Origin of the sequence: Alteromonas antoniana (assembly GCF_019249295.1) — a bacterium.
Classification (GTDB): Bacteria; Pseudomonadota; Gammaproteobacteria; order Enterobacterales; family Alteromonadaceae; genus Alteromonas; species Alteromonas antoniana.
On record NZ_JAESDH010000005.1, the window covers coordinates 186,841 to 209,752 of the forward strand.

23 protein-coding genes and 1 tRNA gene are annotated in these 22,912 nt (G+C 47.4%); 20 read left to right on the forward strand and 4 right to left on the reverse strand.

Going from position 1 to position 22,912, the window contains the following annotated elements:
* Positions 1–278 precede the first annotated feature (278 nt).
* The 7 genes from JKP77_RS06025 to JKP77_RS06055 all read left to right on the forward strand — a co-directional run bounded on the left by JKP77_RS06025 (position 279) and on the right by JKP77_RS06055 (position 6,847).
* Complete coding sequence (locus JKP77_RS06025; protein ID WP_218310306.1) at positions 279–1,232, forward strand: TIR domain-containing protein; 954 nt, start codon at positions 279–281, stop codon at positions 1,230–1,232.
* A gap of 50 nt (positions 1,233–1,282) precedes the next feature.
* Complete coding sequence (locus tag JKP77_RS06030) at positions 1,283–1,588, forward strand: hypothetical protein (protein WP_218310307.1); 306 nt, start codon at positions 1,283–1,285, stop codon at positions 1,586–1,588.
* Positions 1,589–1,654: 66 nt separating this feature from the next.
* Positions 1,655–2,773 carry a hypothetical protein gene (locus JKP77_RS06035; protein WP_218310308.1) on the forward strand — a complete coding sequence of 373 codons (1,119 nt, stop codon included), beginning with the start codon at positions 1,655–1,657 and terminating at the stop codon, positions 2,771–2,773.
* 9 nt (positions 2,774–2,782) lie between these two features.
* On the forward strand, positions 2,783–3,712 hold the full coding sequence (locus JKP77_RS06040; protein WP_218310309.1) for a hypothetical protein: 930 nt from the start codon (positions 2,783–2,785) through the stop codon (positions 3,710–3,712).
* A gap of 262 nt (positions 3,713–3,974) precedes the next feature.
* A complete protein-coding gene (locus JKP77_RS06045) occupies positions 3,975–4,862 on the forward strand; it encodes a sce7726 family protein (protein ID WP_218310310.1) in 888 nt (295 codons plus the stop codon).
* A gap of 3 nt (positions 4,863–4,865) precedes the next feature.
* On the forward strand, positions 4,866–5,816 hold the full coding sequence (locus JKP77_RS06050; RefSeq protein WP_246601094.1) for a sce7725 family protein: 951 nt from the start codon (positions 4,866–4,868) through the stop codon (positions 5,814–5,816).
* An 8-nt stretch (positions 5,817–5,824) separates the two neighbouring features.
* Positions 5,825–6,847, forward strand: coding sequence for an RES family NAD+ phosphorylase (locus tag JKP77_RS06055; RefSeq protein WP_218310311.1), 1,023 nt, complete (start codon positions 5,825–5,827; stop codon positions 6,845–6,847).
* Between the two features lie 272 nt (positions 6,848–7,119).
* On the opposite strand, the gene JKP77_RS06060 is transcribed toward JKP77_RS06055, so the two are convergent.
* Together JKP77_RS06060 and JKP77_RS06065 are read right to left on the reverse strand one after the other, a co-directional pair.
* Positions 7,120–7,196 (reverse strand) — tRNA-Ile (locus JKP77_RS06060).
* Positions 7,197–7,335: 139 nt separating this feature from the next.
* Positions 7,336–10,080: a choice-of-anchor B family protein gene (locus JKP77_RS06065; protein ID WP_246601095.1), complete on the reverse strand. Its 2,745-nt coding sequence runs from the start codon at positions 10,078–10,080 to the stop codon at positions 7,336–7,338.
* Positions 10,081–10,123: 43 nt separating this feature from the next.
* Here JKP77_RS06065 and JKP77_RS06070 point away from each other — a divergent pair, with 43 nt between their 5' ends.
* The 3 genes from JKP77_RS06070 to JKP77_RS06080 all read left to right on the forward strand — a co-directional run bounded on the left by JKP77_RS06070 (position 10,124) and on the right by JKP77_RS06080 (position 12,477).
* On the forward strand, positions 10,124–10,933 hold the full coding sequence (locus tag JKP77_RS06070; RefSeq protein ID WP_338024841.1) for an MbnP family copper-binding protein: 810 nt from the start codon (positions 10,124–10,126) through the stop codon (positions 10,931–10,933).
* A complete protein-coding gene (locus JKP77_RS06075) occupies positions 10,915–12,024 on the forward strand; it encodes a methanobactin export MATE transporter MbnM (protein WP_218310375.1) in 1,110 nt (369 codons plus the stop codon). Before JKP77_RS06070 ends, JKP77_RS06075 begins: the two co-directional genes overlap by 19 nt.
* A gap of 123 nt (positions 12,025–12,147) precedes the next feature.
* Entirely contained in the window at positions 12,148–12,477 is a 330-nt protein-coding gene (locus JKP77_RS06080) for a hypothetical protein (protein ID WP_218310312.1), read from the forward strand.
* Positions 12,478–12,780: 303 nt separating this feature from the next.
* Here JKP77_RS06080 and JKP77_RS06085 read toward each other — a convergent pair whose 3' ends face one another.
* The gene (locus tag JKP77_RS06085; RefSeq protein WP_218310313.1) at positions 12,781–13,440 is read right to left on the reverse strand and encodes a hypothetical protein; all 660 of its coding nucleotides are present in this window, start codon (positions 13,438–13,440) and stop codon (positions 12,781–12,783) included.
* A 230-nt stretch (positions 13,441–13,670) separates the two neighbouring features.
* Between JKP77_RS06085 and JKP77_RS06090 the strand changes: the two genes are divergently transcribed.
* From JKP77_RS06090 to JKP77_RS06130, 9 genes are all read left to right on the forward strand, one after another.
* Entirely contained in the window at positions 13,671–13,997 is a 327-nt protein-coding gene (locus tag JKP77_RS06090; protein ID WP_218310314.1) for a DUF3718 domain-containing protein, read from the forward strand.
* A gap of 10 nt (positions 13,998–14,007) precedes the next feature.
* A complete protein-coding gene (locus JKP77_RS06095; protein ID WP_218310315.1) occupies positions 14,008–14,913 on the forward strand; it encodes a LytR/AlgR family response regulator transcription factor in 906 nt (301 codons plus the stop codon).
* Between the two features lie 82 nt (positions 14,914–14,995).
* Entirely contained in the window at positions 14,996–15,367 is a 372-nt protein-coding gene (locus JKP77_RS06100; RefSeq protein WP_218310316.1) for a CidA/LrgA family protein, read from the forward strand.
* Entirely contained in the window at positions 15,364–16,104 is a 741-nt protein-coding gene (locus JKP77_RS06105; protein ID WP_218310317.1) for an LrgB family protein, read from the forward strand. The genes JKP77_RS06100 and JKP77_RS06105 overlap by 4 nt, the downstream gene beginning before the upstream one ends.
* 249 nt (positions 16,105–16,353) lie before the next feature.
* On the forward strand, positions 16,354–17,349 hold the full coding sequence (locus tag JKP77_RS06110; protein ID WP_218310318.1) for a response regulator: 996 nt from the start codon (positions 16,354–16,356) through the stop codon (positions 17,347–17,349).
* Positions 17,349–17,846, forward strand: a complete 498-nt coding sequence (locus JKP77_RS06115) for a PAS domain-containing protein (RefSeq protein WP_218310319.1) — start codon at positions 17,349–17,351, stop codon at positions 17,844–17,846. The genes JKP77_RS06110 and JKP77_RS06115 overlap by 1 nt, the downstream gene beginning before the upstream one ends.
* Before the next feature lie 96 nt (positions 17,847–17,942).
* A complete protein-coding gene (locus JKP77_RS06120) occupies positions 17,943–19,631 on the forward strand; it encodes an Lcl C-terminal domain-containing protein (RefSeq protein ID WP_218310320.1) in 1,689 nt (562 codons plus the stop codon).
* Complete coding sequence (locus JKP77_RS06125; protein WP_218310321.1) at positions 19,628–20,137, forward strand: Lcl C-terminal domain-containing protein; 510 nt, start codon at positions 19,628–19,630, stop codon at positions 20,135–20,137. Before JKP77_RS06120 ends, JKP77_RS06125 begins: the two co-directional genes overlap by 4 nt.
* Before the next feature lie 133 nt (positions 20,138–20,270).
* Positions 20,271–21,065: a DUF2884 family protein gene (locus JKP77_RS06130; protein WP_218310322.1), complete on the forward strand. Its 795-nt coding sequence runs from the start codon at positions 20,271–20,273 to the stop codon at positions 21,063–21,065.
* A 688-nt stretch (positions 21,066–21,753) separates the two neighbouring features.
* Here JKP77_RS06130 and JKP77_RS06135 read toward each other — a convergent pair.
* Positions 21,754–21,966 (reverse strand): hypothetical protein, encoded by a 213-nt coding sequence (locus JKP77_RS06135; RefSeq protein WP_218310323.1) that lies wholly within the window; start codon positions 21,964–21,966, stop codon positions 21,754–21,756.
* A gap of 156 nt (positions 21,967–22,122) precedes the next feature.
* Here JKP77_RS06135 and JKP77_RS06140 point away from each other — a divergent pair, with 156 nt between their 5' ends.
* Positions 22,123–22,347 carry a hypothetical protein gene (locus JKP77_RS06140; RefSeq protein ID WP_218310324.1) on the forward strand — a complete coding sequence of 75 codons (225 nt, stop codon included), beginning with the start codon at positions 22,123–22,125 and terminating at the stop codon, positions 22,345–22,347.
* The last annotated feature ends 565 nt before the right edge of the window (positions 22,348–22,912 follow it).

A 22,912-nucleotide genomic window follows, 5' to 3' on the forward strand; every position in this document is an offset into this window, starting at 1 on the left:
TTTTTATGCAACAAGCATCTAGAGTTTGATGCAGATGGCTTATATTATAATTTCTAAGAGTTGGGCTGTCAGGTTTCGATACCTGAGAGACGTTGCGTGCTGAAGCAATGGAGCAGGGGGAATAGCTTGCTGGACAGAAAACAATAGATAGCGGCATAGGAAGCCCATTTGGGAGTAGCTTTGTAGAGCTTGGATGTAGGTGCTAAATTCTATCCGTGGGTTTCAATACAAGGCTTTTATCAAGTTGCTAATCATTTTTACTATAAAAAGGAATTTTCATGCCTAACCTGTTTTTCTCCTATTCGCACAAAGATGAAGAGCTTCGCAATGAGCTGGAAACACATCTCGCGATGCTAAAGCGTCAAGGCAAAATTATCACCTGGCATGATCGTCGTATTACCGCTGGTAGCGATATAGACTCATCCATTTCATCAGAGCTTGAAAATGCCGACGTTATCTTGCTTCTCGTAAGCGCGCACTTCCTGGCGTCTGACTATTGTTATGACATTGAAATGCAACGAGCGCTTGATAAACATAGCGACGGCACAGCTATAGTTATACCGGTTGTTCTACACCCGTGCGACTGGCACAGTGCGCCTTTTGGTGAGCTTAGGGCGACACCTACCGACGGTAAGCCAGTGTCGATGTACGCAAATATGCATGAGGCATTTTCTATTGTTTCGAAGGACATTCGGGACGCGCTGGAACAGTTTCCCACCCGGGAAAAAGCCTTAAAGCCTCAAGTCGCACCAAAAGTGGGTAACGGTGTGATTGATTCGCATCCACGTTCAAGTAACCTTGCCATTAAAAAGCAGTTTAACGACCACGACCGTGACGTTTTTCTGGAAAACAGCTACGAATATATAGCACGGTTTTTCGACGGCTCACTTGATGAGCTTGCAAAACGCAACTCACAAATCCAGACACGTTTTAAAAGGATGGATGAAACCAGTTTTACTGCGTCTGTATATTTAAACGGAAATAGAGAATCAGCTTGCTCAGTATGGTACGGCGGTAGTGAATTCGGCAGCAGCAGAAGCATTAACTTTTCACACAACGATTCTGGCAGATCCAACTCGTTCAATGAAATGGCAACCGTTACTGACGATGGTTACATCCTGAAGCTATCCACTATGGGTATGCAATCGTTCGGACAAGACAGAGAGAAAGAGCTCACCCAACAAGGTTGTGCGGAAATGTTCTGGGGATTGTTTATTCGTAATCTCCAGTAAACCTTTTTGAAAAATGAACACATAACCACATACCTATCAGGGAGAGAATTATGATTCGGATTAGTATTAACGGCGAAGAAAAGAACGTTGATGAAATCCATGAAAACTGGATCCACAACACAGTTAGCGAGTTGCATGCTCAAAGTACATCTGTTTGCATAATAATCCGAATCATCGAGGGAGACGTGAACCTGGCTTTACCTGTGGGAGATTGTAAAACGAGTCCAGGACGAGCCCCCGAACCGAACTCACACACTAGAGATGTTCTGGCGTATTGGCAGAGAATGAAGGTATCAGAGCTGCCGATAAATACTGGGAAGATAGTCGCGTTTTTAAAGCAGATGAAGAAGCTTTGACATTCATCTCAATGCTATCCGAGACTTTTTTAGGATGGACTACGTATATTTTGAGAGAATACGTTAGTGGACGTTTTAACGTTAGTAAAGAATAAAATGACCTCGCTGTTGCAGGTGAAGTATGTGACAGATCAAAGAGCCATTAACGGTGTTGTGAGGCATTTGAACGTTTCTGTGAAGGAAGGTGAATCTACATACAACTTCAACGTGGAAGAGTCAGATTCCGAAGAATTTCAAGCGACTTTAGATTGGGCGGCATCGTCTAATGTAGAGATTATTAAGTCGAGTAAGTGTTGCGAAAAAAAGCCATTTCAATGGCATGGAGGGAAAAGGCAGCTTAGTAGTGATGCCTCGTTGTGGCGATACATGGGATTAGCAAAATTCTTGTCACTTATATCCTCTAATGGAATTTGGCTTTCCAGATTGGATCAGAATTGGGCGTTGGATCCGCTGGAAGGAAAGGTTCCTCGTCTCTCCCTTATCGATGAGGAAGATCAGATCCTTAATACTTCTTGGGCTCCTCAGTACACTGGAAAAGGAAAACATCAATTCGGTGGTCAACCTGAACCGGGTATGACCGAGATACCTCGGGATTTAATAATTAAGTCACAAATTGAAATGAGTAAACAATTAGCCGAGGTATCTGTCTATAATTCGTATGTCTCTTGTTGGAACCAAGATGAACACGAGTCATATGGTATGTGGAAAGCTTACTGTGATAGTGACAATAGCGTCGCGGTAAGAACTTCCGTAGGCAGACTGATTGATTCCATGGGTAAGAATAAAGATTTCACTATATCCGGAGGGATGATTCAATATTTAGATCATGAGTCCGAGCGGCCCGCTAGTTCCGGTTTTTTTAACTCACATGTGTTTTGCAAAAGCTATCCATATAAATTCGAGAATGAATTCAGGCTTTGTTTTACCGACCTTGGTTTTGTTTCTGAACTGATGGATTCTGAACAGCCATATGCAAGAGATGGGCAACTCATCAAAAGCAACATTGAACGATACCCCATAGGCGTAAACTTACCCCTTGATTTAAGTTTTCTGATAGAAGAAGTAAGAGTATCACCCTATGCTGCCCCTTGGCTGCAAGATACTCTTGTCGATCTCATGAAAAAGTTTAATACTAGCGAAAACCAGCTTAAGGGAAAGCCTGTGCTGCCTTCCACTATGAAGTAGAGTAAATAGATGGACGAATGGCTGAAAATTTTACCTTCCTTTTTATCTGCAGGAGCAAGTATAGCAGCCGCTATAACTGCAATTGTTGCACTGAAAATAACCAAGGAATCAAAATTTCTTGCAACGCGCAGCGCACTGGCAACACACCACAGTTCGGCGTCTCTGCAGCTCACGCACGCTGTTGAAGAGTTAAAGCCTAATATATTCAAAATTTCTCAATTTGCCTACTCCAGCCTTGTAAACTTGGCCAAAGAAATACAGAAGTACGACAATTGTTCCGTTGTTGGAGAAGACCCTCGCCCTTTAAGGCATGTTTTATTCGATACTGCTGAAATGCTAACCAGCCACGCTCAGGCAGCAACGAATGGTTCGGGCTATCTTCATAATGTGATGTTTGAAATTGTTCGTAGTGGCGGGCCAATACCGTCAGAGGGTGAGTTTGAAGAGTTGTTAAAGCAGGCAGACCATTGTTGCTCAAGCTTTGAGAGTGTTTTTGGACAACCTTCGCCAAAAGAGAAAATAAGTGATGCCAAGGCGTTTAGATGGTCGTTTTTTCAGTGTCATGCAAGGGTGTCTCCCCATGAATGGAGTGAAACATGGAACAGAGCCTGGTCTGACAACGGCAGGTTGGCTCAACTGGAAAAAATGCTTATATCATTCAGGCCTGAATTTGAACGGGTGAAGAGGAGCTTGCTGATTGAAGAGTCAAAGCTTGCCAACACCGTTTTTCCGTTGGAGCAGAACGGGCAACTGTTTTCAAAATTCAGGTCCCTAAAGAAGGTTTTGAATACTCTGTTGATTGATTGCGATTTAGACAAGCTATCATTTTACCGAAATAGCAGTGCAGATGATGATGCTCTGGAGCTTGTACTGTATGCGTTTGGAGCGATGGAGCTACTGAGTCAACTGGAAGATGATATATGCAGTATTCAGGAGTGATTAAATGTCTTGTCAGTCGATATGGAATAAAAAAGGCGATTCAATAAGGTTTTTTGGAATAGTACGTAGTAATAAAGCTGAAGTAACCGGGTATCAGTGGTGTAACTCACTGCGCTAGAAGATATTTTGCATCGGTGTTGTTGGTAAGGTTAAGAATACAGTCAAAATCTGCACCTCAGCCGTATTTTCATTGCAATTAACAACCTATACAATACACTTGAATAATACATGGAGTAGTTAAAAGCTATAACAATATTTTACTGTGAACCTATCTCAAGATTACAACATTTCAGCCATATCCAGGCTCTTCTCTTCCAGCGTTGTTAAGGAACTTGCGCGCAAAGGTAAGTCTCCGCTGTTTGCTCGGCTGATTAGTGAAGCAGGGGGAATATCTCAGAAATCACATGGAAACGTTGCTGATGCCTTTGAGGATGCTTTCTCTATTCTGAAAAAGAAAGATAACCGACATGAGTACGTTTATAAATCTGCTTTAACCCAAAATGTACTGCTTGGCCGCCACTCTTTAAATACAGCGTCGATGCTTACAGAGTTCAGAGTAGGTGATTGCAAAGCAGATGTTGTCATTTTAAACGGCACCGGAACCGTTTACGAAATCAAGTCAGAGCGTGACTCTCTGACCAGGCTTACCAAGCAGGTCTCAGCGTACCGCAATGTCTTTGCTAAGGTTTATGTCATTACAGGCGAAAATCATCTGGATGCTGTTTTAAATAGTGTTCCGGAAGATGTGGGTATAAATGTTTTGACTAGTGGGCACAATATTTCTGAGGTAAGACGAGCTCAGGAGTTACCGGAACGTACTTGTTCTTCTGCTATTTTTGATTCGTTAAGAATTAACGAGGCAAAACTGATTCTGAATAAAGCTAGTGTCGAGTGCCCTGATGTGCCAAACACCGAACAGTATGCAGTGTATAAAGAAGCCTTTTCTAAACTATCCTCCACGGAAGCACATAAAGGCTTGGTAGAGGTTTTGAAAAAAACTCGTAGCCTGTTGCCATTAAAGCAGGTTGTTGAAAACCTTCCTTTGTCACTACGTTCTGCAGCATTAACAACTCCAATAAGAAAGTCAGATCAACAAAGGCTTATTGATGCGGTAAATACGCCGTTAGATGAAGCGTTACAATGGATGTAGAAAATGGCGATGTATTATCCTTATTTTCGTGGTAAGCAGAATGAGCTAATTACCATTCGAAATAATGCTGAGTTAATGGCGCAGGCCAACTTCGTTCCTATTATTGAGCCGGTAAAAGAAACACTTAATGGACTTAAAAGAGCCTTAGAGGCTGTTGTTGAGGCGGGCGGGAAAGCAGTTGTTATCGTAAACCCTTTCCATGGTGACTATTCCGGGAACGGAGATTCATTAACACAACTTCTGGCAGACCATTTTGAAGATGAAGACGGTGTCTCTGCGGGAATACTTCTGACCGGCGACATGTCATTAGAAGAGGCAACGAGCTGTTGCCAAACACATGAAAATCATGCTCTTACACTCATTCATTCCGGGTTTTCTAACGCAAAAGCGTTAAGTCAGGCTCTTGGGGATAAACTTAACGATATTACTCATTGTTTCTATGACGATAAGGCGGGCAAGCTTTATCAGAAATACTTTTTTAGTGCTACCACGAAAATCCTGATCCGTGACGGCTTTGAAAAGCGGAAAAACAGAGAGCATCCTGACGTTGAGTTTTTCTCTGATCTGCATGCAACTTATTTGATGGAAAACATGCAAGGGTTTGGCGACTTTCTTATTGTCGGAGATGAGTATTCTGAAAGTGGTGGTCCTGCTTATGCGGTTGCAATACATTTAACATTTATTGACGATGAACAAGATGATGCAATGTTTGTTTATCATTTCATCTCCGACCGCCAGGATACACCGCAAGATCCCGCAGGGAAGTTTCTGGAAGCCCTGAATAAACTAATTCACAAATTGGATGAACCTGATTCCAAGATTCTGGCTACAAATGCGATTGCAGAGTTTCGTGACTTTCACGCAAGAAAGCACTTTCCTGGCTTAGGCTACGTTAAGAAGCTCTCGATGCAGCATCACATAGAAGTTCTCGCTGACTACTTCAAAGACAAGTAGGTTTTATAATGAACTGTTGTCCAAATTGTTTTGGCGATAGCGGCCTCAAGTCCCATATTGAATTTTTATCAGAAGCTGTTGGTGTATGTGATTACTGTGGTTCTCGCAATGTGGCTCTTGTCGCACCGTCTGAATTAGAAGATAAATTTGCCTCTCTGCTTAATACCTACGATATGAGTGAACAAGGCGAGTTAATAGCTGAGTTACTCAAAAACGATTGGAGCTTATTTGCACACGAACGAATGACGATAGCTCAAGTACAGATGTTACTTGCTGATCTACTCGATGATGGTGAGTTTGTGCGTAAAAGTTTTGTGCCCTCAGAACTCTATAGATCAAACCGGCTTGGGAAATGGGAAGAGCTTCGACTTGAGTTGATGCATAAAAATAGGTATTTCCCTGAGACAGAGATTGACTTGGATCGTCTTGAAGAGCTTTTGTCGCACATATCAATAGGTACCAATGAGTTACAGAGCAGATGGTTTCGTGCCCGTACAAAGACAAAAGACGAGCTTTTCACGAACGAAGAAATGTCCGCGCCCCCTTCGAAGGTGGCATCTCATGGTCGAGCTAATCCGGCCGGGATCCCATATCTTTATTTGGGCTCAACCGTCGAAACGGCAATATCGGAAATCAGACCTCATACTGGTGACATGACCTGCGTTGCGAGTTTTGACCTACCAAACATACTTAAGCTGGTCGACTTGCGAGCGCCAAGACAGTCTGTATCTCCTTTTATGCTGGAAGATGAACAAGACATTGGAATGATGCGAACTGACCTGGTGTTTTTAGAGCGTTTAGGGCATGAGCTTACGCGCCCTGTAAGACAAATGGCTGCTGCTTTTGACTATACGCCAAGTCAATATTTGTGTGAATTTATTAAGAAAAGTCGGTATGACGGCGTTATCTATAGCAGCTCAGTAAGTGCTGGATTCAACCTTGCGCTATTTGACCAGTCAAAGGCGGTTATTCGAGCGATAGGGCAGCGCCGGGTTGAACAAGTAAGTGTTTCGATATCAGAAGAAATTTAAAGTTCTTGTTATTTATTAATGAGGTCCCATTAATGTTGATTGATGTTTGTACATACAAAAGCACAGGTAGATATCAGTTGCAAAGAAGGAACTGTATACCTCTAATACAGAAATGGAGGAACTACAGAGACCTTTATAACGTTGATAGATAAGGGACTATTGAAGCGAAAAATATTATCGTTGAGCTAGGTTGTGATAAGGCTACTAAGTAGCACAGAGGTAGCACCAACCGAATCAGGTTAGTAGTAACTATCGTTGAAACGTAGGAAAAATGGTGGCCCCACCCTGACTTGAACAGGGGACCTGCCGATTATGAGTCGGATGCTCTAACCAACTGAGCTATGGGGCCTATGAAGTGTTCTGATGTAAAAACGAATGTTTTTACAAGCGGGGCGCAGTATAAGCAGTTTTTTTTGCCTTGTCACCCCATCTCAGGTGCAAAATGTGCAGTCTGACCAAATTACGAGCAACCTGGTCAGACCGATTTATCAGCCTCGTCGCTTTCTTCGCATCAGGGTGAGTACACCCAGCCCCAGTAATAGTGGAATGCTTGTGCTTCCGCCCCCCGAGCCTGATGAGTTATTAACCGGTGGCGGGGCTACTGGCGTTGTCTCGTTAGATTCCACGTCAACGGTTAGGGTATCAGTGCTTTCTACGCCAAATTCATCCACCGCTGTTAACGAAAACGTCAGTGTTTGTGCTTCTGATGGTGCAGAGAACGACGTTTCCACAGCGTTAGCATTTTGCAGAGTCACGCTGTCGCCACCGGTTTGTGACCACTGAACATTTACAAGATTATTTTCCGGATCGGTTGCCGTACCCATCAGGGTAACGGTGGCGGTTGCGTTTACGGTCTGATCATTCCCTGCATTGACGATCGGCGCTTCATTAGACTCATCATCTTTAATGGTAATCGCGATGCTGGCATAGTCGCCGAACAGCCCTTCGTCCGATGCCGTTAAATCAACGAAAAATGATTCTTCAGCTTCTTCTTCGTCATCGTCAATCAGCGTAAGCACAATGGTTTTCACGCCTGCCTCGCCGTTGTTCCATGTCAGCTCGCCGTTGTTTTCTTCAACGTCACTGCTAACCACGGAGGTATCTGAACGCAACGCGTATTTTACAGTAAGCTGGCCGCTGCTGCCGCCCTGGCGCTCTACTTCCAGTGCAAGCTGGGTGTTCGGCTCAAGCACGGTTCTCTCGGCTGCAGTAAAACTTACTACGCCGCTACTGACATTGTCTTCTCCGGCTATTGTGATTTGTGTTAATCCTTTGCCCGGTGTGATAGAGCCACCCTGAGGGTTAAACAGTCTCAGAAAGAAGCTTTCAGAGGTTTCACTGCTGACGTTAGCGGCAATAGGAATGCTGATGGTTTTGGCATCGGTATCGCCAGCTGCCCAGCTAAGTTCGCCGTCTGCTGCGGTAAAGTCGTTGGTTCTGGCAGAGCCAAACAGGGTATTGTAAAACACTGACATCGCGCCATCGCCGGTGCGCGTCACCGTAACATTAAGAGTGCCGTCAGCCGCTGTTGATATGTCATCTGATTCAAAACTTACCTGGTTGTCTTCCATGGCGACAGAATCGTCTTTGATAACGTAAAGGCCGCCCTGAATGTCACTGACTATTAGGTTGCCGCTGGGTAAATATGGGTACACGCCCCATGCGCCATTAAAGGCGGTGTTGTCCGAACTTGGGAAGGTATCGAAATTTGCGACCTCCAGTGGGGCAGTGGGGTCGCTGATATCCAGAACCGTTAACCCTTTTTCGTAGTTAGACATGTAATATCTGTCGCCGCGAACAAAGCCGTTGTGGTCGATGGCAGCGGTATCGCCTGTCCACGTTGCCACCAGTTGCGGGCTGGTCAGGCTACTGATATCAAAAAAATGCACCGTAGTATTCAGGCCGGCATAAGACTCATCCAGTTCGTCGTGAACAATGGCGTACTGGCCATCTTCGGTCCACCAGCCGCTGTGGGTGTATTCCACATTAGGGTAGCTGACAGAGGACAGTTCTTTAGCACTGTCTGTTAAGGTGTGATCCCAGATACGCATGCTTTGTTCATTGAAATCCAGCACCACCAGGCAGCCGTTCGCATCGCCATTTACGCAGTCAGTGGTGGCACGGGAATCGGTGATAAACAACGAGGACGCATCATGTGTGTAGTCACTGCGGTTAAGCCCTTCAGGCAGGTAGCTGGCGCCGGGAGATTGCAGGTTCTTTAGAGAGTAAGATCGCCACGCCCCGCCATAATTTTCAGAGCCTGTGATATGAATTTGCGGCGTTGTGCCCGGCAACGCGATATTGAGCGAGTAATCGACGTTCGAAATATAGATATTGTGGGCGCGGCTGTCGTCATTGGTTCTGCCGGCTTCGCTGATGCCATTTTCCAAATCGTTAAGATCGATGATCCATAACCCTTCGCTGGCGTTATCGGCGGTGATGTAGGCGTACGCTCGCCACTCGCGTGATGCGGTATGGTAATACTGATACACCTTGATATCACGCCAGGTCGTCCAGTCACCGGAAAGGCTGCCCGCAACCACTGGCGACTCAGGATTGGTAACATCCACAACAGACACGCCGTTACGCAGCCCGATAATGGCGTATTCTCTGCCGGTGTTGAGGTCAACATGGCCCCATATATCATTGGCGCTGGTAGAATTCTGCCCTAACTCTTTTAACGGAACATGAGACAACAAGCTCAGGTTGCGGCAAGCAAAACCAGCGGACTCGCCTTCGTTACAGGGTGCTGCCGACTGCGCACTGTTCATCAGAGACATAGCATCAGAGGCAAGTGAGGCAAGCTTGTTGTCGCGCTTGCCGTCAGCAATGACCAGAAAACCTTGCTTATGCAACGTCTCGGCATATTTAGCAGGCACGCCTGTCAGTGTAGTGGTATGCATGCCGGGATTCTGGATCTGGAAATGATCCACGCGGCTAAAGCCACCTTTTACCGGCACAATTTCGCTAACCAGATAAAACAGGTCCTGCTGAGTAGTAATGGGGTAATCGCCACTGGCAACCAGTACTTTATCGCCTTTACTGGCCTGTTGTGCGGCATAGGCTATGGTCTTGCAGGGCCTGAATCGATTGTCGCAGCGTCCCTGATCGTTACCGCCGGCGGCAACAAATCGTGCCTTGTCGTGCTCGCTATGTGCATGCGCTGCTTGACTCATCATCCCAAGAGCGAGCAGTATGAGTGGAATAACGCCGTTTTTCATCGTGTTTTTCATCCTGAAACCATCAGAAACTCACGTTAGCAGACCAGGATAAAAAGTGGAAATTTTACGCAATGTCATTACTCGCACCGCTGTCAGCGTATGCTTACTGTTTACGCTCAGCGCTTGCGATACCCTGTTCCCGGACGAACGTGTGGCCGGCACCATTCCGGTTCACCTCAAGCATGTAGATACCTCAACCTGTCCGATGACCATGAAAATCAATAACACAGACTGGATCGTCGATTATTTCGGACTTTATGTGAGTAACCCTGAAGTACGCATTGATGGTAAGTGGCAGGCGGTGTCTTTCACACAAAATGAATGGCAAACCGCAAAGGTGGCATTACTTAAATACCATCCGTCTTGCGGTGGAGATAAAGCCGGTAACACCAAACTAAAAATAAACGCCTCTGAGAAGCTGATGCAGTTGGCGACGAATCTGCGGTTCATGGTGGGGCTGCCGTTTGACGAGAACCACGCTAACCCGCTGACGCAGCCGTCACCATTAAACGATTCAACCATGTTCTGGTCATGGCAGGCGGGGCACAAGTTTATCCGGCTGGATATTCACAATAGCCAACAGCCTTCACAAACCTGGTCTTATCATCTTGGTAGTGTGGGTTGTGAGTCGGAGTCAGCGATGCGTCCACCAGAAAAGGCCTGCAAATTTACCAACCGGGTGGAAATGATTTTGCCGATGACGCAGCTCGACTGGGAACTGGATTTGTCGTTGTCTGTACCGGTGATGCTGTCACAGGTGGACCTGACACAATCCGAAGGTTGCATGTTTGAGTCACCGGAGAACCCGGTTTGTGGTCAGTTACTGAAAAACCTTTTGCACAGACCATGGTTAGACTGGCAGTAGCGCTGGTGGTGGCTGCGTGTCTCGCAGCCTGTTCTGATAAGCCAGAGCCTTATGAGTGGAACCTTCCCTATAATATTCCTGAGCCGGTAGTCCCGGCAGATAACCCGATGACACAAGAGAAGGTGTCGCTTGGCCGGGCGTTGTTTTACGACACGGCATTAAGCGTCAACGCCGCGCAATCCTGTGCCAGTTGCCATAAGCAGCAGTTTGCTTTTGCTGAAGCCACCAGACATTCTACCGGCACGACCGGAGACAAGGTCGATCGTAACGCGCTGGCGCTGGTGAATGTGGCCTATAATGGCAGTCTGACATGGGCCCATCAGGGGCTGGATCATATTGAACAGCAGCTATTGATCCCGCTGTTTAACGAAAGGCCGGTCGAGCTTGGGGTTACAGGAAGTGAAGGTCTGATTCTGGAAAGGTTTACGTCACCTTATTACCAATCTTTGTTTGATGAGGCTTTTGGTGATCCCAAGCCCACATGGGATCGCATCGTGAAAGCACTGGCCAGCTTCGTGCGCAGTCTGGTGTCATTCTCCAGTCCATTTGATCACTACGCCTACGGCGGACAGGATGACGCATTAAGCGAACAGCAAATTCAGGGGATGAACCTGTTTTTCTCTGAACGAATGGAGTGCTTTCACTGCCACGGCGGCGTGAATTTTACCCAGTCTTCAAAGCACGCATATCAGCAACTCGACTTACGCCCGTTTCACAATACTGGCCTTTATAATGAAGACGGCAAAGGCGCCTATCCTGAATCAGATCAGGGATTGTATGCGGTTTCGTTTAATAAAGAGGACATGGGGAAGTTCAGGGCGCCGACGTTACGGAATATTGTAGTGTCCGCCCCCTATATGCATGACGGCAGCGTGGCAACACTGGCGGAGGTCATAGATATTTATGCCGCAGGGGGACGCGGTGAAGGCGTAACCAATCCGCACAAAAGCCCGTTTATTAAAGGGTTCAGCATAACAGATGAGGAAAAAGACGCACTCATCGCATTTTTGCAAAGCCTGACAGACCAGCAGTTTTTGCATAATCCTGATTTTGCCAGTCCGGAAGCGAAGGCATTTCAACAGAAGGATTGAGCAATAGTTAAGAAATTGCCTACAATCAGTAAGGTAGTAAGTGCAACTGCCCTCTTTATTTGGTATCTTTTTTTCAAATTTATTTATATTGATTTAACACGGCACGCCAGCGCGGAGATAACAATGACAGAAAAGCCCTTTCTGGTAAGCGGTCGCAACACCCTTATTCATAAGATAAGAAAACTTGATTTACTCATCCTGAACGGTGATGAGAATCCTCCGATTATCGTAACCTACAAAGGTATAAAGCGATACGAAGGGAAAATTCCTGAAAACAAACGGGACGCGAAGATGATGGATATGGAACTGGTAGATCTGACTGCCGGTGAAGTGTTCAGCGATGAGAAAACCCTGCTGTTTGTACAGACGCTCAACGGCAAAGAGTACAAAATCGATTACAGCAAGTCAGACACATCAATGTTCATCAAAATCCATCAGGACAGCTTCTTTTAAGCACGCCAGGCAAGTCTCTGGCCGACAAATGGCATCGTGCTTTGCTCAAAAAAACTGTGCAAAGTGCGAGCTGTGATGGTTTTCTTGTTATAAAAGCCCGACGTAGTAGTCAGTCAACATGTCAAGCCCGGCAGCTTGCCAGTCTTCGCTGCATTACCACTATCTGAATTAACCAATACGACATAGAGCAACAGTTACCGGGCTGCTGGGTAAGTAGCACGCTTATTGCTTTTTGCGCGTTCATGGCATCGCTGTTTCGTGAGTATCGAAGTAATTAGCGAGTGTCGATGTAAGCAATGTGCTTTACGCAATCTGGCCCCAGTTCGTGGCATCGACAGAATTAAAGCCGGTTATCATTTTTCCGTCTCCTTTTAACTGCACGTAACGATTGTCAAAAATATTGAATCGGCAAATATCGTGGGGAGTCACCTCAGACGCGTTCACACCAGACACGATCCCGGCAGTTTCCAGGCCTTCAGCAATCAGTTCTGAGCAAAACCAGCTGCTGAAATCCTCCTCATTATAACTAAAGCGACCGAACCACGGATGGTCGTCCAAAAAATCAACCGCAGAGCCAAACAACTGCAACACGTCATATTTCTTATCCCGCTGCGAAAACATGAAGTTGAAAAAATCTACTTTATTGTTTTCAAAGCATTGCCGGGCCCCATCGCTCAATGGCAACCACCATATATCGCCATCATAGGTATCAACTCGCTCGCTCAGACGGTTTGTCATGACGCCTTTTTTGCCTTCGTAGACGGTAGCTTCCATGACCTGGTTAAAGTAACGACCGGTGCTGTCATCCAGCATTTTGGTTTGCATCACCAGCGCCACATGTGTCACCACAGAACGGGTTGTCAGTTTTGTCCAGCGAGAGAAAAGGCTGTTGCCACCAAAGGCGATGATGTCACCGGGGCGCATATGCTTTCTAATCAGATGGTAAGGCTGATTCTCTAACATTTTTACATCCTTGTATGCACGTAAATCAGGTTGTTTCAAAGTGTGTGGAGCCCGCGACAAACGGCGGCTGCAGGCGTCAGTTTAACTGCATTTATAGCGCGTTTATCGCAATATCTCAAATAGCCGTTGTTTACCGTTTTGTCACAGTCCTTACACGTTTTCTTCACTACTGTAATCCTGTCGCCGGACGCATGCAGTAATCCCGGCATTTCACAACCGAGGAATACATTATGAAAGCATTTACTCTACGCAAAACCCTTTTTGCCGCTATCGCCACTGGTGTCCTTTTCACAGGCGCAGTGCAGGCCGCGGGCTATCCCGCTGAAATAGAAAACGATCTGGTGAATATCTGTAAGGCAATTAAAGCAGATAACCCTATGCGTTTGCATCTCGCGGTGAAACGCAGCGGTCTTAATTATCGCACGCTCGATGAAGGCCTTGTCTGTAATGGTCAGAATATGATGACTTTCGCTGCCACCCACAGTGCCGGTAATTCGGGCAAATTTCTGGCCGCACGTTTACACAGCACTGACCGGACTCTGACGGCGAAACGATAGTGTGATAGCGATGAAAAAAGTCACTCTTCCCCTGGAGGTTGGGCTGTCGCCTTCACAGACAGCCCTTTTTTCCGGCCTGGCAGAAGACATCACGTTTGCCTCGCGCGAGCTGGACCTGGGGCAACTCGCGCTAGTGGCTGTTATTGTGAATGTAAACGATACGTGTGCAGAAAGCCTGGTTGATGCACTCAGCCAGCAACGTGAGTTTGTGCACACGATATGCTGCAACACTTTGGATGATGCAAAGCGCTTGCTTATAAGCTATCCCTCATCGGTGGTGTTTGCCAGTCAGGCGACCCTTGCTGCTCTTGACGGTCTGCTATGTGACGGCATGCATTGTGTTGTCACCGGTTCATCTAACGGCGATGCGCTATCGGCATTTCAGGTTGCTGCTGACGGTTTTTTGCAGCTCCCGGTTAATAAAAGCCAGTTGCATTGTTGCCTTGAAAACGTGACGCAAAATGCAAAACGCCAGCTGTTTCGGGATCAGTATCAGCGGATCAGTGAGGGCCTGTGTAAGCAGTTTGGTGTCAATCAGGAGGCGCTAGCGGCGATATTGCGTCGCCAGTGTGCCAGTCGAAAGCGGGCAGGTGTGGTGGGGCTGCGCTCAGGAAACGAGTGGTGCTGTCTGCAGCCTGATGATATCTGCTGGATTGAAGCGGCCGGTGACTACATGTGTGTTTATACCTGCGGTGAAAATCATATTGTCCGCTCTACCATGACCGAACTATTGCGCAGGCTCGACAATGATAACTTTTTACACGCAAACCGCTCTGTTGTCGTCAATCTGAGCAGAGTCAGACAGATGATACATCAGGGGCCCGGGGTGCATTATTTGGAGATGGACACCGGCACTATGATTAAAATCAGCCGGCGCTGTTACATGACGCACTGGCAGAACCAGCCACTGGGTTAGTCTTTTTGTACGACCATGGTCTTTGTGGTAACACCGGGTTTCAGTGGTACACTGCGGTTATGGATAACCATTTGACTGCAAAATGAAAACCATCAAAAAGTCACTTACAGGCTGGGCGGGCCTTCTTGGGTGTTTCGTCACCGGTAAGCTACTGGTGCTTTTATTTGACTTTCCGTTGCCCGGCGCATTGACGGGTTTACTGCTTTTGCTTACCTTCCTGATTCTTCGTGGGCAGCCGTCACCCTCCATCACGGCTGCTGCTTCACCGCTACTTAAGCACATGTCAGTACTGTTTATTCCCGCCGTATTAGGAGTGGGTTTGTATTGGGATGATATCGCACAGCACAGTACAGCACTGATTGGCGCTATTTTCGTTTCAACGACAGTCGCACTGGGGCTGGCTGGAATGGCTGCTGAGAAAATTCTGAATAAGCGGATTGCAACGTCCAAATGACCGTAGTGGATGCCCTTGAGCTGATTTTTCATGACTTTGCTGGTGTAGTGCAAGCCACGCTGACCTTCAACGGTGCGCTGTGGATAGGCGTAACGCTTGCCTGGTATGTGCTCGCGCTCAATATTCATCGTTTTGTCAAAGGCAGCCCCTTGCTGCACCCTCTGGTGGTCACCGCTAGCGGGGTTGGAATGACTATCGCACTTGTTCACGGTGACATCCGTCAGTACCAACTGGATGCCGCGTTAATTCACTGGTTGCTGGGACCGGCGACCGTTGCGCTTGCGATCCCCATGTATAACCAGTGGCATCAGGTCAGAGATCTGGGGTGGCGTTTGATAGCTGCCGTCGGCGCAGGCGGTATCATTGCACCGTTGCTGGCCTGGTCTGTGGTGTATATTTTTGATACCCCGTTGGCTATTCAAATGACCATGTTAGTTAAGTCCATCACCACACCGCTGGCGATGGAGGCGGGCGCAAAAATTGGCGGCGTTCCTGCACTGGCTGCAGTTTTTGTAATCATAACCGGCATAGTTGGCGCCGTGGTATCAGATCTGGTTTTCCGGCTTTGCAGAGTCACCTCGCTTCAGGCTCAGGGGATCGCAATGGGAACAGTCGCTCATGCTGTGGGGACAGCCAAGGCACTGCAAATGAATGAACATACCGGCGCTATGGCTACACTTGGGTTGTGTTTAAACGGTATTATGACGGCGATAGTGGTTCCCTTGCTATTTGGATAATGTCACGAAGTTGCTTTCGGGTATTGATTGTTAAGACAGGTTCCGCACCTATTCCACTTTTGGCCTATGGACTTTTGTCAGATAAATGCTATTTCTTAAAAGGGTTTCAGATCTGGCGTTTATGGTCGATATCTGATTAAGTGATTATTCAATGTGAATCTTGAAGCGCATGCGTATCGGGCACGTTAACGTGTGACAAAGACAATGCTGTAGCCGGTTAATCGGATGGAAAGGTGGTAAATTAGCTCAATGTATTCAGTGTTAGTGTGTGACGACTCGCTGGTAGCGCGAAAACAGGTTGCTAAGTGCCTTCCTCAGGACTGGGAAGTAGCGGTGCATTTTGCCAAGCATGGGCAAGAGGCGATTGATGCTATTAAGCAGGGTAAAGGCCAACTGCTTTTATTAGACCTGAATATGCCGGTCATGGACGGCTATCAGACGCTAGAGGCCATCAAAAAAGGCGGCTTTGCGACAAAGACTATCGTCATCTCCGGTGATATCCAGCCTGAAGCATTTGAACGCGTCATCCAGCTCGGGGCTATCGACTTTATTCGTAAACCCGTCGATCCGGATACCTTACATGCCGCGTTGGTGAAACACCGTATTCTGGACAGTGAGGGGGACGAGATCATTGAAGTCAGCCCACTGGATCCCGACATCCGTGATTGCTATCAGGAAATCACAAACATAGCCATGGGGCAGGCGGGCGACCACCTTGCTCGCATCATGAATGTTTTTGTACGCCTACCTATCCCGAACGTGAACTTAATTGAAGTATCAGAATTACATATGATGCTGTCTGATATTGAATCTCATGAGCGGGTGACGGCGGTTTGCCAGGGCTTTCTTGGCGGCGGTATTCGTGGTGAAGCGTTATGTATTCTCAGTGATTCAAGTTTTGAAGATGTCGCCAAAATTCTCGATATTCAGGACGACGTAGATGACCAGATCCAGCTTGAACTGCTTATGGATGCGGCCAGCATCCTTATCGGTACCTGTCTGACGGGTCTGGCAAACCAGATGGATGTGAACTTTAGTCAGGGGCATCCCATCGTGCTGGGACAACACCGCGCCATCACCGAAATTATTTCAATGAACAGCATCAAATGGAGACGCACGCTGGCCATAGAGCTCAGTTACGGTCTGGAAGGCTACAATGTCCAGTGTGACCTCATTTTGCTTTTCACTGAAGAGTCGATGAAGATCATGAACGATAAACTGGCACACCTGCTGGAGGACTTCTGATGAGTCAGAGTGATTTAGAAGGGTTGCAGGAGTTTCACTGGATGATGGACATGCTGCAGAGCGTGGACGTTGGTATCGTGGTGCTGGATCGCAGTTACCGGGTGAAAGTCTGGAACGGTTTTATGGAAAGTCACAGCGGAATATTGCCCAGCGACGTTCGTGATAAGAGTCTCTTCAGTGTATTTCCTTCCATTACAGAAACCTGGTTTTCTAAAAAAGCCCGTCCGGTCTTTGAACTGAAATCCCGGGCGTTTATGACGTGGGAGCAGCGCCCCTATTTGTTTAAGTTTCCCAATTACCGGCCGATTACAGGAAGTGAGCCGTTCATGTATCAAAACATCACGCTCTCTCCTTTGGTGTCTGCTAATGGAGTGGTCGATCATATCAGTATGATGATTTATGACATGACGGATATTGCGGCGGGTAAAAAGCAGCTTGAAGCACTGCAGGTGCATCAAAGTGAAGAAGAAGAGCGCAAAGGTCGCACTTTCTTGTAACTCCCCCCAACTGGTTTTCAATCGCCCCCTTCGACACTGGTGTCGCGGGTGGCTTCCCACTGTCATGTCACAGTGAAAAATGTTGTAGGAGCGAACATGATCCGTTCTGGTTTTCACCTGTTCTGCATTGTTGGCCTGTTATTGCTGGTGTCATCCTGTGGCGGTGGCAGTGACGATAGTAGCGATTCCGCCTCACTTTTTGTGAATGCCGGCGCTGACCGAAGTGTCAGTGAGGGCGTGTCGGTATCACTTACCGCAGAATCACGCGGTGGTACAGATGATCTTGCGTGGCGATGGATAGCATCACCCGCACTGACAATTTTGCATGAAGATAACACCGTCCCGGATGCCAGTTTTGTGGCCCCAACGATATCCACTGCCCGCGAATATACGCTGACGGTAACCGTCACTGACTCAACCGGGCGAACAGCGTCCGACAGTACTGTGATTACCGTACAGCCCGATAACGCTTCACCAGTTGCAGACATTTCGCTATCAGCCTGGGAAGGGTTGGCCGCTGGCCTCTATCCGGCAGGCGTTACACTCACTCTCGATGGTAGCGGCAGCAGCGATGCTGATGCATCAAACCCATCAAGCCAAATCACAGACTACCTCTGGACACAGACGGAAGGAACCGACGTGCTGCAGGATGTGATGACCGAACAATCGCAGCTGGTTATCACCACGCCAATTGCCAGCGCCAGACAAAATCTGGCATTTACGTTACAGGTCACGGATGAAGAAGGCGCTACAGATGAGACCAGTATTGCCATCACGATACAGTCGGCGTCCGAGACATTGCCCGTGATTGACGCAGGGGTATCGCAGGCGGTATTCAGCGGCGAGCCAGTCATTCTTGAAGGAACGGCCTTCACTACCATTCCGTCGGCTAATCCTCTGGCTATTCGCTGGGAAGCTGATTCTGCTATTCAGTCGTCGAATTCGCTATCTACCTACGCCATTGCCCCACTGGTAGAAGCATATTCAGAACGGGTGTTCACACTGACCGTGACAGACGCGAACGGCAATCAGGTTACAGACAGTCTGCGGGTGGCAATTCGCCCTTATCCGGTGTCATTAATGAACGACACCGGCGTATCCTCGCAAGCGACAGACACCGCACTTACCACGAACCAGCAAAACCTGTGGCCAGGACAAGATGCCCAGCGTGGGGGCGATGTTATTCATCAGGCCGGACTGTTGGAGAAAGCCGGACAGGGTGACGCCGGTTTTGATTTTACCAAGCTTAACAGCAATGGCGACGAACAGGATGCGGCCAGCGGCACCTTTTCCTGTGTACGTGACAATGTTACCGGTCTGGTATGGGAAGTGAAAACGGCAGCTGCCGGTCTGCATTCTGCTGCAAATACGTATTCATGGTATCGCACAGAAGATAACGGTGGATTTGAAGGGGACATTAATGGCTCTGCTACAGCGTGTACGCTGACAAACTGCAATACACAGGCGTTTGTTGATCAGGTGAATTTGCAGGGGTTGTGCGGCTTTTATGACTGGCGATTGCCGACACACCGCGAGCTGATGTCGCTGGTGCATTTTGGTATTACTGACGCCGCAATGATCGACCCTGACTTTTATCCGAATACCGGGGATATTGCAGCGCAGCCATTGTGGTACTGGACGGCGAATCCCGGCGCAGATGGTGTGCAGGATGACAGTGCGCAAAATGCGTGGGCGATTGATTTTGCCTCCGGCGTCGATAACTTTCTGAATAAATCTGAGGCCGCGCGGATTCGGCTGGTGCGCGCCGGGAGGGAAGGGTTATGAAAGTACCAATACTGGCGCTATTGGCGTTATTTCCTTCATCCAGTTTTGCACAAACCTGTCTTGCCAGCGGCGTGGAAACCACGCCAGATGAAGACTTTACGGTACTGGGTACGGGCAATATTCTGCATGAGCCAACGAATCTGGTGTGGCAACGTTGCAGTGCAGGACAAACCTGGAACGGCAGCCAGTGTGAGGGCGAGGCAACCCGCTTTGACTGGCAGTCAGCGCTTACCTATGCGCATCAGGCCAGCCAGGAAGATTTGCTGGGTTGGAGACTGCCAAATATTAAGGAGCTGGCTTCAATTACAGAACGATTATGCGTCAGACCGTCTATCAATGAAGGGGTCTTCCCACAAACGCCTGACGATGATTTCTGGACGGCGACGCCGTCTACAGAAGATCCGGACAGAGCCTGGGTGGTTGCCTTTTTTAATGCAAGCCACTCGATAAAGCAAAAGGAACGCTTCGTCTACATCAGGCTGGTACGAACGTATGTTGAACAGTAGCGAAAATGTTCCTATCATGCTGGCAGAACGTGCGTGATGACGCAGGCCTCTCACGCACAAGTTTAACCTGAATTTTTGCCAGTTGACCTCATGTGACTTTCCTATTTGTGGTTATGCCGTACACAATAACACCATGAAACTTTTTACTTCTTTTCAGCGGTTTCTCGCTGCTTCGCTATTACTGCTTGTGTCATCACAACAGGCATGGGCGGAATTTACCTGTGATATTGATTTTTCCTACGGTTTAGTCGTGAACCCGGAGCAGATCCGGGTAATGGACAAGTCGCGAACCATTATGCAGATAAATGGCAGTGAACAGCTATTTATCGGGGGGCGTTGGCAATCTCTTGATAAGGAACAACGCAGGTGGTTGCGTGATTACGCCGATGGGCTTCACTATGTCGTACCTAAAATGATTGTGTTGGCCACAGAAGGGGTAGACCTGGCAATTAAGAATATCGATCACGTGTACTTAGGGCTGGTTGGAAGCGACCATGAGAGCTACGAGCGCCTCAGAAAGGCCATGGAGCGCGTTAAGATCAGAGTGAAAGACAAATTTCGTCACGCCAGCAACCACTATTTTATCGGCCCGGGATCGCTGGAAAGCGTTGACGAGTTTGTCGACACTGAGATTGAGACCCAGCTGGAAGAGGCGTTCTCTACGTCAGTTGGCGGCATTTTGTCAGCCATCAGCGGGGTAAATACCAACAGCAGTGACAACTTCAGCAGCGATGCCGACGCGCTCTCGCGCCAGCTTGAAAGCATGGAAGAAAAAATCGAAACCGACGTAAGGCCACGTGCTTACACCTTAAAAAACAAAGCCCAGTGGTTCTGTGACAAGCTGAAAAAGCTGGACGACACTGAAGAGAAGTTACGGGCATCACTGCCAGCGTTTCAGACGTATAATATAATAACGTCCACGCAATAATTTCCAAGCTGCTGCACTCATGATTGCGGCGTTAAAGGCCTTCTCAAAAATCCTCATTTACTGTATGTAAACTGCGGTTTTTTCCAAGGCCTTTGCCTTGCACTCAAGTCGTTCGCGACGCTTGGAATGAACAGGCTGCACTCATGATTGCGGCATTAAAGGCCTTCTCAAAAATCCTCATTTACTGCATGTAAACTGCGGTTTTTTCCAAGGCCTTTGCCTTGCACTCAAGTCGTAAGGAATATCTGGGAAGTACAGGCTGATATCACGTTATACGCGCTCTGCAATACACGTTGGTGCAGTAATAAGTGTGGTGCAACGGTATTGTCTTGCAAGTCACATCTGAACATACCTGCAAATAACCGTACTTTCTGTTGCCGGCTAGAGCACGAAAAGTCGTTATCTACGAGGCACTTTTTTCGGTTTTCCCGCTAATAAGAGAGTATAGGCGGAAAAGGCAAAAGGTAATTGCTGCGGCGATGAGGACAGCAACCGCGTTAATCAGGAAATCATTGAGTGCGGTTGCCCCATAAGTCACATTTCCTGCCAACCTGATGGTTAAAACAGAAAGCGCTACAAATATTATGAAAAAGAAAAAGCGAACAAGTTGACTGGATTGCATCATAAAATCTTCAGTATCAAAAAGTAAAAGAAATACGCAATGGAATTAACCATTGCGTAGCGACGCTTAACTGGATCTTGTATCGCCAACTTTTCCGTAGAAATAGCCGACAAGACCGCCTAAGGCGCCCAATGCGACGCCGGCTATTCCGCCCCGGGCACCGGCAACCGCGCCACCAGCTGCTGCTCCCGCAGCGCCAGCCCAACTGGCATCGCCCCAGCAGTGTTCGGCACAGCCACCACCCACAAGATCAACTTCCGTTGCATTTAACAGTTTCATAATTAATTCCATTTAATAGTTACGTATCAAGCCGATACCATTTAATAATAGCCGCTTACATTATGAAAGAAACTGACTCGGAGTACAGTTATTAAGCCTATATCGGCAGCCTTTATTTTACGTTTGTATGTTCAAGGGAGGAACCGCGGTAGCGGTATGAAAGAAGAGGCAAATAACGTCTTTAGTGACGCGCTGATGAGAGGGTCGTTGTTCAATCCAAATACTAAAACAGGTAGCCTGAGCTACCTGTTTTTCAATTTTTCTTGTGCCAGGCAGTTAGTGCGCTGGCCTGGAATTTTTCCATTTCACTGGCACAGGAAAAGATTTACTGTCATCAAGGATTATAGAGCTGCCATCTCTGAATTCGTATTCGGTCAGTGAGTTAGCTACCTGGTGGCATCGAACACATAATCTGAAACACTGCAACCAGATCCGTTCGCGTTCTACGCTGAGTGCCCGCTCAGCTTGTGTAGGGTAGGACATCGTTTTATCTCCGGATAAATCATCCACTACATCTCGGCTGTGGTTCGTTCGGTTGTCATTGTTAGTATATCGAAACGGGTTAGTACAAAATTTGATCTGAATCTATAAGGTGCGAATCGGGAAAATTCACAACAGCGCTTTATTTAACCGTGTTCATTATCTCCTTCAGCTTGTTGGTCGAAGCCGGTACTGCCACCTTGTTTGCTGTCACGATGACGGTTTCCGGATAGCGATGAATATCGCTGAGTATCACAGACAAACAGGCATCTGTAATAGTAATAAAGCTATGACAAAAAGCGCAGATTGGCCAACTTTTGTTAGTGAATTTTGTTCTATAGATATCCATAAGTGACGAAATACGACGGAGGTATAATCCGTTTTTTATGTGTCGCTATGTCGTCAATTATACTGTTCTTGTGGGTGATTCAGCACATCACACTATTGCAAAACAGGGAGGGGCGCG

Bases quoted from the DNA above. Each gene is read 5' to 3' on its own strand.
- JKP77_RS06140 (WP_218310324.1), top strand. From the start codon at position 22,123: ATGAAAGAAGAGGCAAATAACGTCTTTAGTGACGCGCTGATGAGAGGG.
- JKP77_RS06080 (WP_218310312.1), top strand. From the start codon at position 12,148: ATGACAGAAAAGCCCTTTCTGGTAAGCGGTCGCAACACCCTTATTCAT.
- JKP77_RS06095 (WP_218310315.1), top strand. From the start codon at position 14,008: ATGAAAAAAGTCACTCTTCCCCTGGAGGTTGGGCTGTCGCCTTCACAG.
- JKP77_RS06040 (WP_218310309.1), top strand. From the start codon at position 2,783: ATGGACGAATGGCTGAAAATTTTACCTTCCTTTTTATCTGCAGGAGCA.
- JKP77_RS06075 (WP_218310375.1), top strand. From the start codon at position 10,915: ATGGTTAGACTGGCAGTAGCGCTGGTGGTGGCTGCGTGTCTCGCAGCC.
- JKP77_RS06025 (WP_218310306.1), top strand. From the start codon at position 279: ATGCCTAACCTGTTTTTCTCCTATTCGCACAAAGATGAAGAGCTTCGC.
- JKP77_RS06055 (WP_218310311.1), top strand. From the start codon at position 5,825: ATGAACTGTTGTCCAAATTGTTTTGGCGATAGCGGCCTCAAGTCCCAT.
- JKP77_RS06050 (WP_246601094.1), top strand. From the start codon at position 4,866: ATGGCGATGTATTATCCTTATTTTCGTGGTAAGCAGAATGAGCTAATT.
- JKP77_RS06115 (WP_218310319.1), top strand. From the start codon at position 17,349: ATGAGTCAGAGTGATTTAGAAGGGTTGCAGGAGTTTCACTGGATGATG.
- JKP77_RS06105 (WP_218310317.1), top strand. From the start codon at position 15,364: ATGACCGTAGTGGATGCCCTTGAGCTGATTTTTCATGACTTTGCTGGT.
- JKP77_RS06125 (WP_218310321.1), top strand. From the start codon at position 19,628: ATGAAAGTACCAATACTGGCGCTATTGGCGTTATTTCCTTCATCCAGT.
- JKP77_RS06030 (WP_218310307.1), top strand. From the start codon at position 1,283: ATGATTCGGATTAGTATTAACGGCGAAGAAAAGAACGTTGATGAAATC.
- JKP77_RS06120 (WP_218310320.1), top strand. From the start codon at position 17,943: ATGATCCGTTCTGGTTTTCACCTGTTCTGCATTGTTGGCCTGTTATTG.
- JKP77_RS06135 (WP_218310323.1), bottom strand. From the start codon at position 21,966: ATGAAACTGTTAAATGCAACGGAAGTTGATCTTGTGGGTGGTGGCTGT.
- JKP77_RS06130 (WP_218310322.1), top strand. From the start codon at position 20,271: ATGAAACTTTTTACTTCTTTTCAGCGGTTTCTCGCTGCTTCGCTATTA.
- JKP77_RS06110 (WP_218310318.1), top strand. From the start codon at position 16,354: ATGTATTCAGTGTTAGTGTGTGACGACTCGCTGGTAGCGCGAAAACAG.
- JKP77_RS06100 (WP_218310316.1), top strand. From the start codon at position 14,996: ATGAAAACCATCAAAAAGTCACTTACAGGCTGGGCGGGCCTTCTTGGG.
- JKP77_RS06065 (WP_246601095.1), bottom strand. From the start codon at position 10,080: ATGAAAAACACGATGAAAAACGGCGTTATTCCACTCATACTGCTCGCT.
- JKP77_RS06085 (WP_218310313.1), bottom strand. From the start codon at position 13,440: ATGTTAGAGAATCAGCCTTACCATCTGATTAGAAAGCATATGCGCCCC.
- JKP77_RS06090 (WP_218310314.1), top strand. From the start codon at position 13,671: ATGAAAGCATTTACTCTACGCAAAACCCTTTTTGCCGCTATCGCCACT.